Below are 7,106 nucleotides of genomic sequence, written 5' to 3'. Positions count from 1 at the left end.
GGTTGTAGAGGGGATTTGAGAAGTTCCAGAAATTCCACATTGTCCCCGAAATTCCCTCAGGTTGGGGGCTCTGAAAGCACCCAGAAAAATAGGTTTTGCCCGAACCCCAGAGGCAAAGAGATGGTTCCGGGCAGCAGGTAACTTCCTGTTAGCAGATTAGTTGGGAAATTAGTTCAGGGAATTGTGACCGTTCGTATTTTTGCCGTTTGAGCTTTGCAGCTCCTGACACTTTGCCTCAGCCGCCGCAAACGCTTCCTGATACTCTTTGCCGCCCAGCATCACGTTGCCGTAATATTCGTAGGGCGTTGTGCCGTAGATAGGCAGAGGATCATCTTCGGGATAGTCTTCTTTTGCCTCTTCTACGGCAGCTTTCAAGCTTTCGACCGATAAACGCTGCGCCGTGAAATAGAACAGGGTTTCTGGATTGCCTTGCAGGTGAGGCAGGTTGGGGTCGATCAGGCAATCGTCCAGTTCCAGCCAACCATGCTCGATCGGCTCACTAGATCTCGCTTTGCTCACCAGAAAACCCTGCACGTAAAGCGCGTCTTTGATCGCCAGAGCTGCTTTATAGGCATTCTCAAACGGCTGTTTCGCTTTGCTGCGGATCTCCTGAGCAATTTCTCTCGATCGCGCTTCGTCTAGCAGTTTGTCCATCCCAAAGTTCTCCTGCACTTACACCAGCTCAGACGGCGTTTGCACTACAGGCTGCGGCTGCGGTTGGAATTGGAACAGCGAGTAGACGACGTTGCGGCGAATATTGGTCATCATTTCGAGGAAGAGTTCATAGCCTTCGCTCTTGTATTCGATCAGCGGGTCGCGCTGACCATAGCCTCGCAGACCGATCGCCTCGCGCAGAGCCTCCATTTGCTGAAGGTGTTCGCGCCAGAGGGTATCAATTTGCTGAAGGATAAAGAATCGCTCTGCCTGCCGCATCAGGTTTGGCTCAAGCTGGTTCACCTGGGCTTCTTTGATGTCGTAGGCAATGCGGGCTTGCTCGTGCAGGAAGGTCTTGATTTCGCCCACCGACAGATCGGCAAGCTGGGACGGCTCTAAATCTTCGAGCAGATAGATGAATTCCTTCACCTTGGTCACGACCTTATCGATCTCCCACTCCTCTGAGGGCAATTCAGGGTTGATGTAAGCATCGACGATATCATCCATCGTTTTCTCGATGTACTTGATCACCTGTTCTTTCAGGTCTTGCCCTTCCAGAACGCGCCGCCGCTCGGCGTAGATGGCACGACGCTGATTGTTCATCACTTCGTCGTACTCAAATACCTGCTTACGAATGTCGTAGTAGTAGGTTTCGACTTTCTTTTGCGCCCCTTCGAGCGATCGCGTCAGCATTCCCGATTCGATCGGCATATCTTCTTCGACGCGGAAAGCATTCATCAAGCCTGCAACCCGATCGCCGCCAAAGATTCGCAGCAAGTTGTCTTCCAGGCTGAGGAAAAAGCGAGTCGAGCCAGGGTCGCCCTGTCGTCCCGCCCGTCCACGAAGCTGGTTGTCAATCCGGCGGGATTCGTGTCGCTCTGTCCCGACGACGTGTAGACCACCCAGCTCCACGACTTCTTCGTGTTCGGCTTTGGTAAACGCTTCGTATTCTTTGCGGATCAGGTTATAAACGTCGCGCAGCCGCAGAATCACCGGGTCTTCGGTCGGAGCTTTTTCAGAAGCAACCGCCACAATGTCTTCTGCCTGAAGTTCGGGAAGCGATCGTTCGCCATACTGCTGCACGGCAAAATCAACGGCTTCCTTCAGAGCTTTCTCGACTTCTTTTGAGAGTACCGTGGGATAAATCTGCGGCGATGCCTTCCAGGTTTTTACTTTTTGTCCAGGGGTAGGCGCGGAAAACCCCTTACCGCCCGATCTGGAGTCGCCGTGCATCACGCTGGTGACTGAAAAGCCATCGCCATCTTCTGGCTGCACAATTCGGGGCATAAAGAACTCGCGCAGCTTGAGACGCGCCATGTAGTCTTCGTTTCCACCCAGAATGATGTCTGTGCCGCGTCCTGCCATGTTGGTGGCGATCGTCACGGCTCCTTTGCGTCCGGCTTGGGCGATGATTTCTGACTCGCGCTCTACGTTTTCCGGCTTCGCGTTCAGCAAATTATGGGGCACTTGCAGCTCAGCCAGCAGCCGCGACAGCACTTCGGATTTTTCCACGCTGGTAGTTCCTACGAGAACGGGTCGTCCCTGCTGGTTGAATTCAGCGCAGTCCTGAGCGATCGCCCGCCATTTTGCCGCCTCAGTTTTGTACACCACGTCGGGCTGGTCGCGCCGCTGGGTGATGCGGTTGGTCGGAATAATCGTCACTTCTAGCTTGTAAATCTTCTCAAATTCAGCTTCTTCGGTTTTCGCCGTGCCCGTCATGCCCGCCAGCTTTGGATAAAGCAGGAAGAAGTTCTGATAGGTAATGCTTGCCAGGGTTTGCGTTTCCGGCTGGATTTCGACGTTTTCTTTGGCTTCGATCGCCTGGTGCAGACCATCGCTCCAGCGACGACCGGGCAGCACCCGTCCGGTGAACTCGTCCACAATCACAATTTCGTCATTGCGAACAATGTAGTTCACGTCGCGCATGAACAGCTCTTTTGCCTTGATCGCGTTAAAAATGTAGTGCGCCCAGGGATCCTTCGGGTCGAACAAATCCTCAACGCCCAGCAAATCTTCGCAGGCAACAAAACCCTCGTCAGACAGCAGGACGTTACGCTGCTTCTCATCGACTTCGTAGTGTCCGTTAGGGTCGTCTTCGTTTTCCTTTTTGGTGAGTGCCGCCGCAATCTGAGCCGCTCGGATATACTTTTCGCTCGGACGCTCGACCTGTCCCGAAATAATCAGCGGGGTACGGGCTTCGTCGATCAGCACCGAGTCTACTTCGTCGATCACGCAATAGTTAAATGGACGCTGCACGACTTCCTCGATCGAGGTTGCCATGTTATCCCGCAGATAGTCGAAGCCGAGTTCGCTGTTGGTGCTGTAGGTAATATCGCAGGCGTAGTTTTTGCGGCGTTCGATCGGGGTCATGCTGTTTTGGATCAAACCCACGCTCAGTCCCAGAAAGCGGTGAACCTGTCCCATCCATTCCGCGTCGCGCCGTGCCAGGTAGTCGTTCACTGTGACGACGTGAACCCCTTTTCCGCTTAGAGCGTTGAGGTAGGCGGGCAGCGTCGAAACCAGAGTTTTGCCTTCCCCGGTCTTCATCTCGGCAATTTGCCCATTGTGCAGCACCATGCCACCGATTAACTGCACATCAAAGTGCCGCATTCCCAGGACGCGTCTGGCTGCCTCTCGCACCACGGCAAAGGCTTCGGGCAGCAAATCGTCCAGCGTTTCGCCTTTTTCGAGCCGCTGCTTGAACTCTGCCGTCTTGCCGGTCAACTGCTCGTCGGACAATGCCTGAATTTCTTCTTCAAGCAGATTGACTTCGACAATGTCGTTTTTATACTTCTTTAATTTACGTGCGTTGGGGTCGCCCAGCAGTTTCTTTAACATGGCAAACGAGAGACTCTAATAGGAGGGAGAAATAGGGAAATTTGTATCGGCGCAGGGTGCAGCTATCCGAGGGATCGCTTTTGGAGTTCGGGCTTTTCTAGTCTAGGTAAAGTGTGACGCATTTTCACGGTTCAGCCCAGCAATTTGACTCACTCGATCGCTCAAAATCCCCCAAAGTCTTCACCAGTACGGTTCTAAAGATTGATTGAGTATTGGCAAAGTTACTTTCATCGTACCATCTGGATTCAAACCGGGGGAAAGTCTGGGTTGGGGGATAGCCGAATAGGGATTGGGGAGGGGTAAAGGAAGTGGAGGGATAGGGAGTTGGGCGATACTGTTTTCTCTGAGCGTGTGACTTGTGTGAGTGTATGACTTGTTTGAATGTATGACTTCGGGTTCGATCGAAAGATTTTGTACTGGAAACTTGAAGCGGGTTACTCAGAGCTAAAATTTCCGAGCTTCTGCTGAACCCACGCAAAAATTTGAACCTAGCCTCCACGAAGCCATCCTTCCCCTAGCAAAGCTAAGATTCTGTCAATTTCTGCACCCTCCATCTCCTCATCCTCTCCTACTTACTCCCCTACCCACTCTGGTGCGAGACTCCGATAATTAAACTGAGCAGCAGCAGGATGGCAGGTGGCGCAGGTTCTTACGCTGGGGGGCTGAGGAAACTCGACTTTGGGATGCAGTGCTTTGAAATAGCGCGATTGCTGGATGCGATAGGGAACGATTTCGTTGCGATTGGTCGATCGCGAAAAGGTAGAGAGATATCGCCAGACTATCTCTAGGTCAGGGCTTCGCAGGGGTTCGATCTGTACTCCATAGTGCTGCGAATCTTGAATGAGCGCTTGCCAGGTTTGGGTCGGCATTGCGGCAGGCGGCAGTGCCAGGTGACAGGTAGCGCAGTTTTGCAGATAAAGTTCCTGTCCGACCTGAAACTGCGGGCGAATCACGTCAACTGTGCCAATTGCCTGAGAATCAGGAGCATTGCTTTGGGCGATCGTTTGGGCGATCGAAGGTTTTGCCTGGGCGAGTCCCCAACCTAAGCAAAGACTCCAAACCAGCAGCAGCAGCGTCACCCTGAACCAGCGAAGAGCGGGGCGGCGACGAATCCAGCGGGTAAAGCGCAAAAACGGCATAGATTCAATCAGGCAAACGGGGCAAACAATTCGAGGAGGTATAAAGCGGGGGTGTTTGAGGAAAGAATGACAGGCACAATTGTCAGGATTTCAGAATGGGAAACTTAGAAAAGCGGTAGCCCTTATCACTAATGAAATGAAGCTGGTACCTTCGTTTCCTGCAATTTTCAGCGTCAGCGTCCTCCCGGAGGCGGAGTAAAATTGCGCTGATCCCACCTGCTCAAACCCGAAACTTCAGATTATTCTGATCATCAGTGATGTAACTGGCTGACCTGACTGCTCAGGGTTGCCAAAGTTCCACTAGGGGACTGAAATTGCGTTAAAAGTCATTCGATCGAGTGAAGAATCATTTCTGAGTTTTGCCTTATAAAGCAGAAGACCTGAAGTTATCGTAAGACAGGATAACGCTAAACCTGCAATGCAAACTGCGAGCGAATGCAGCCAACCTAACCATCCAGCACTACTCAAATACCACAACTTAGACGATTTTCGGAGGAAGAGGGAATCCATGCACGATTGCCGTCACGTTCAGTTCAGTATTCACGAAGGCTTTGCAGTGGGAACAGGGTCTCGCCAAATTGATCTTGAAGAACTGCAAGCACTCTTTCAAATTACGGCATTCTGGGCACAGGATCGCAAACTTGAAGACTGGACGATCGCCCTGCAAAATAGTAGACCAATTGTGACTGCTTGGGACGGCGATCGACTGATTGGTTTTGCACGGGCAACTTCGGATGGAATTTATCGCGCCACTATTTGGGATGTGGTTGTTCACCCAGATTATCAGGGATTAGGACTGGGACGGAAACTGGTCGAAACGCTGTTGATGCACCCTCATCTGAATCGCGCCGAGCGGGTGTATCTGATGACCACAAATCAGCAGAAGTTTTACGAGCGCATCGGCTTCGAGGAAAACCAGACCACGACAATGGTGCTGTTTAACCAGCCTGTCTCGCAGCAAGGACTGTCCTTGGTTCAGGAAATGGTGCAGGAAGAGGTGTTGCATCGCGGTTAACCTGGAGTGAAATTGGGCGATCGCTTTGCAAACAGGAAAAAACAGATAAGAAAAAAACAGACAAGAAAAAAGGGAGGTTAACCCTCCCCGTTTGTCTAACCATAAAACTGTCTAGCTCATAAAACTGAAATTGCTACGAAAACTCGTTCTTTTCTGAAGATTCGGACGCAAAGAGTTTTCCTCAATGGAGATAAACTCTCGGAACTAATCTGCTGCGGCGACTTGCTCGGCCTGCCGATAACCAAAAAAGTCGATCTTATAGTTCAGAATGCGAACGCCCGTTTGTGCCTCCACTTGGCGCAGCAGCTCTTCGGGTAGCTCGATGTGAACATCCATAATCTGATTGGTATCAATGCAGTTCACATGACTGTGCGGATCGCTAATGTTGCCATAGAGCCGACCATCCGATCGCTCAATGCACTCGATCACGCCCTGCTCTGACAGTGCCTCCAGGTTTTGATACACCGAGGTATGCCCAATTTCTTTGCCCTGCTGATTCAGTCGATCGTAAATTTCTCGCGCTGAGAGATGCTCTTTTGCCTGCCACAGCAGTTCTAGAATGAAGCGACGCTGCTTGCTCAGACGCATTCCGAGCGATTGACAGTGATCTAGAGCTTCTTCGAGCGATCGAATTGGTTTTTTAACTGATGCTGCTCCTGTCTCCATAACTCCCTTCCCTACAGCTTAATAATGGATTGAATAACCCTGTTTTTATTTCGTACTGAATTTCGTACTGGCAATATTTTGACAATTTTGATGCTAAATCCGATTGAACGATGAGTGGCGATGCAAGGAAAACAGTTGAGCAAGCGGGCAGAAACAGGGTTTTCTAGGCAGCGTCTCGTTCGTGATGCTTAAGTCCACGCTGAAAACATGGCATTGGTCAAGCCTAATCTCAGTCTGCAATACCCTCGGCATTCACTCATATTGTACTCATGGGGTGAGGCTCACGGGTGAATCAGTAGGAGCATCAGCACAGTAAAGCAACTTAAGCACCCAATTCCTAAATCGAACTCACTACAACTTTAACTTAGAAAAGCGCAGAATGTCTACCGCAACGCACAAGTAGAGCCATTTTTCAACCCTTTGAGCGAGGTTAATCAACCTGGATTAAAGCGGTTGATTCTGGAAAATTTATCATTTTTTACAAAGCGGCGAGGGTTGGAAGGAAAAAGGGTTTTACTTGATCTTGGTCAGCCCGGAAGTTCAAGCATGTTTGTTGAAGTACCTGGCGAACGGCGAAGGATTGGAGGTTCCCCTAAACTCCTCTTCAAAAAGGGGACTTTGAGCTGCTAAACCTTATCGACTGCTCCAGAAGTGCTCTTAAACAGGCTTGCTTCCCCTTATTGAAAGCGACTCTCAGGGGAATCTCCAGGATTTAAGACCCTCACCCATCCACCTTTCAGCGACGATTCAGGCAACCACCCTTCAGAAGTAAAGCAACCCAGCGATCGCCCTAG

The 7,106-nt window shown here is 50.9% G+C and carries 5 protein-coding genes; 1 reads left to right on the top strand and 4 read right to left on the bottom strand.

Annotation, left to right across the window (positions count from 1 at the left end; genetic code table 11):
• Positions 1-168: 168 nt before the first annotated feature.
• From H6F80_RS25195 to H6F80_RS25185, 3 genes are all read right to left on the bottom strand, one after another.
• On the bottom strand, positions 169-654 hold the full coding sequence (locus tag H6F80_RS25195; protein ID WP_190794258.1) for a hypothetical protein: 486 nt from the start codon (positions 652-654) through the stop codon (positions 169-171).
• Between the two features lie 18 nt (positions 655-672).
• The gene (gene secA, locus H6F80_RS25190; RefSeq protein WP_190794257.1) at positions 673-3,492 is read right to left on the bottom strand and encodes a preprotein translocase subunit SecA; all 2,820 of its coding nucleotides are present in this window, start codon (positions 3,490-3,492) and stop codon (positions 673-675) included.
• Positions 3,493-4,064: 572 nt separating this feature from the next.
• On the bottom strand, positions 4,065-4,631 hold the full coding sequence (locus tag H6F80_RS25185; protein WP_190794256.1) for a cytochrome C: 567 nt from the start codon (positions 4,629-4,631) through the stop codon (positions 4,065-4,067).
• A gap of 508 nt (positions 4,632-5,139) precedes the next feature.
• Here H6F80_RS25185 and H6F80_RS25180 point away from each other — a divergent pair.
• Positions 5,140-5,646: a GNAT family N-acetyltransferase gene (locus H6F80_RS25180; RefSeq protein WP_190794255.1), complete on the top strand. Its 507-nt coding sequence runs from the start codon at positions 5,140-5,142 to the stop codon at positions 5,644-5,646.
• Between the two features lie 204 nt (positions 5,647-5,850).
• Here the strand turns inward: H6F80_RS25180 and H6F80_RS25175 are convergent, their stop codons facing one another.
• Complete coding sequence (locus tag H6F80_RS25175) at positions 5,851-6,312, bottom strand: Fur family transcriptional regulator (RefSeq protein ID WP_190794254.1); 462 nt, start codon at positions 6,310-6,312, stop codon at positions 5,851-5,853.
• Positions 6,313-7,106: the final 794 nt, after the last annotated feature.

It is taken from the genome of Leptolyngbya sp. FACHB-711 (assembly GCF_014695615.1).
Lineage (GTDB): Bacteria > Cyanobacteriota > Cyanobacteriia > Elainellales > Elainellaceae > Leptolyngbya_A.
The sequence above is the reverse complement of the archived record's forward strand: the minus strand, read 5'-3'. Positions and strand labels throughout refer to the sequence as shown.

Coding starts and splice junctions, on each gene's coding strand:
- H6F80_RS25185 (WP_190794256.1), bottom strand. CDS start 4,631: ATGCCGTTTTTGCGCTTTACCCGCTGGATTCGTCGCCGCCCCGCTCTT.
- H6F80_RS25180 (WP_190794255.1), top strand. CDS start 5,140: ATGCACGATTGCCGTCACGTTCAGTTCAGTATTCACGAAGGCTTTGCA.
- secA (WP_190794257.1), bottom strand. CDS start 3,492: ATGTTAAAGAAACTGCTGGGCGACCCCAACGCACGTAAATTAAAGAAG.
- H6F80_RS25175 (WP_190794254.1), bottom strand. CDS start 6,312: ATGGAGACAGGAGCAGCATCAGTTAAAAAACCAATTCGATCGCTCGAA.
- H6F80_RS25195 (WP_190794258.1), bottom strand. CDS start 654: ATGGACAAACTGCTAGACGAAGCGCGATCGAGAGAAATTGCTCAGGAG.